The organism is Pseudomonas sp. P5_A2_2 (genome assembly GCF_054177685.1).
The window spans coordinates 1-2,163 of the sequence record NZ_JBGCUL010000778.1; the positions used below are offsets into that span (position 1 = coordinate 1).

Annotated in this window: 3 protein-coding genes and 1 pseudogene; all 4 read left to right on the forward strand. The window is 60.3% G+C overall.

Annotated features, from left to right (window positions below; genetic code table 11):
• The coding region (locus ACXRVY_RS25525; protein ID WP_458238581.1) for an ABC transporter permease subunit at positions 1-372 on the forward strand (372 nt) is incomplete at its 5' end.
• Positions 373-382: 10 nt separating this feature from the next.
• Positions 383-1,033 (forward strand): amino acid ABC transporter permease, encoded by a 651-nt coding sequence (locus ACXRVY_RS25530; protein WP_223458077.1) that lies wholly within the window; start codon positions 383-385, stop codon positions 1,031-1,033.
• Positions 1,026-1,748: an amino acid ABC transporter ATP-binding protein gene (locus ACXRVY_RS25535; RefSeq protein ID WP_457265917.1), complete on the forward strand. Its 723-nt coding sequence runs from the start codon at positions 1,026-1,028 to the stop codon at positions 1,746-1,748. The genes ACXRVY_RS25530 and ACXRVY_RS25535 overlap by 8 nt, the downstream gene beginning before the upstream one ends.
• Positions 1,749-1,863: 115 nt before the next feature.
• Positions 1,864-2,163, forward strand: a pseudogene (locus tag ACXRVY_RS25540) (4-hydroxyproline epimerase); the annotation flags it as partial.

Here is a 2,163-nt window from a genome sequence, read left to right on the forward strand (position 1 = left end):
ACCTTCAACAATGCAGGGTATCTGGCGGAGAACTTTCGCGGCGGCCTCAAAGCGGTTCCCCACACACAAGTGCGTGCGGCGCGTTCCCTCGGCATGAGTGCCTTCCAGGCCTATCGCATGATCATCGTCCCGCAACTGCTGCGGATCGTGTTCTACCCGCTGACCAATCAGATGGTCTGGGCGGTATTGATGACGTCGCTGGGGGTGATCGTCGGGCTAAACAATGACCTGACCGGTGTGACCCAGGAATACAACGTCAAAACCTTCCGCACCTTCGAATACTTCGCCATCGCAGCGGGGCTGTATTACCTGATTGCCAAGGCGATCGTTGCGGCAGCCCGGCTGATGGCCTGGCGGTTGTTCCGTTACTGAGGAGCTGTCCATGTTTTCCACCGATTTTTCCTCCAATGACCTGATGTTCCTGCTCAACGGTGCGTGGGTCACGATGCAACTGACGTTCTGGTCGATCATTCTCGGCTCCTTGGCCGGGTTGTTCTTCGGCCTGCTGCGGGCCTTGTTGCCTCGGGCCAGCCTGCCGCTGGCGTGGGTGCTGGACGTGTTTCGCAGCGTGCCGTTGCTGATCCAGTTCGTGCTGTTCAACTCGCTCAAAAGCATCGTCGGTTTGAACATCAGTGCCTTCAGCGTCGGCTGCATTGTGCTGGGGGTGTATGCCGCGGCGTACTTCACCGAAATCGTGCGCGCCGGCGTGTTGGCGGTACCGTTCACCGTGCGTCGGGCCAGTCGTTCGTTGGGGCTGAGCTTCTTGCAGGACTTGCGCTGGATCGTCCTGCCGATGGCCACCCGAGTAGCGTTCCCCGGCTGGCTGAACCTGGTGCTCGGTGTAATGAAAGACACCGCGCTGGTGATGTGGATCGGCATCGTCGAACTGCTGCGCGCCTCGCAAACCATCGTCACCCGCATCCAGGAACCGTTGCTGGTGCTGTGCGTCGCGGGCCTTATCTACTACGTCATGAGCCTGGTGGTCGCACGCCTGGGCGCTCGTCTGGAAAGAAGGTGGCAAGAAAATGATTGAGATCGACAACGTACATAAATCCTTCGGCAACCTCGAAGTGGTCAAGGGCGTCAACCTGACGGTGAACAAGGGCGAAGTGGTGTCGATCATCGGCGGCTCCGGCTCCGGCAAATCGACCTTGCTGATGTGCATCAACGGCCTGGAACCGATCCAGAAAGGCAACATCCGCGTTGACGGCGTCGAGGTCCATCACAGCGCCACCGACCTCAATCGCCTGCGGCAGAAAATCGGCATCGTGTTCCAGCAATGGAATGCCTTCCCGCACCTGACGGTGCTGGAAAACGTCATGCTCGCGCCGCGCAAGGTCCTGGGCAAAAGCAAGGTTGAAGCTGAAGAGCTGGCGGTGAAGCAACTGACCCACGTCGGTCTGGGCGACAAGCTCAAGACTTTCCCTGGCAAGCTGTCCGGTGGGCAGCAACAACGCATGGCCATCGCCCGCGCCCTGGCCATGTCACCGGACTACATGCTGTTTGACGAAGCCACCTCGGCCCTCGACCCGCAGTTGGTCGGTGAAGTGCTGGACACCATGCGCATGCTCGCCGAAGACGGCATGACCATGGTGTTGGTGACCCACGAAATCCGCTTTGCCCGGGACGTGTCCGACCGTGTGGCGTTCTTCCGCAATGGCCTGGTGCATGAGATTGGTTCGCCGGATCAGGTGATTGGCAATCCGGTGCATGCGGAAACAGCGGCGTTTCTCAAATCGGTGAAATAACTAACGGCCCAATCGCGAGCAGGCTCACTCCTACAGGGTTAGCGGTGCATATCGAAGAGTGTAGGAGCGAGCCTGCTCGCGATGAGGCCCGCACAGACAAAACAAGGATCAAACCATGCGTTCATCAAAAGTCATTCATGTAGTCAGCTGCCACGCCGAAGGCGAAGTCGGCGACGTGATCGTCGGCGGTGTCGCCCCGCCGCCCGGCGCCACCGTGTGGGAACAGTCGCGCTGGATCGCCCGGGACGAAACCCTGCGCAACTTCGTCCTCAACGAACCCCGCGGCGGCGTGTTCCGTCACGTCAACCTGCTGGTCCCGGCCAAGGACCCACGGGCGCAGATGGCCTGGATCATCATGGAACCGGCGGACACCCCGCCGATGTCCGGCTCCAACTCGTTGTGCGTCGCCACCGTA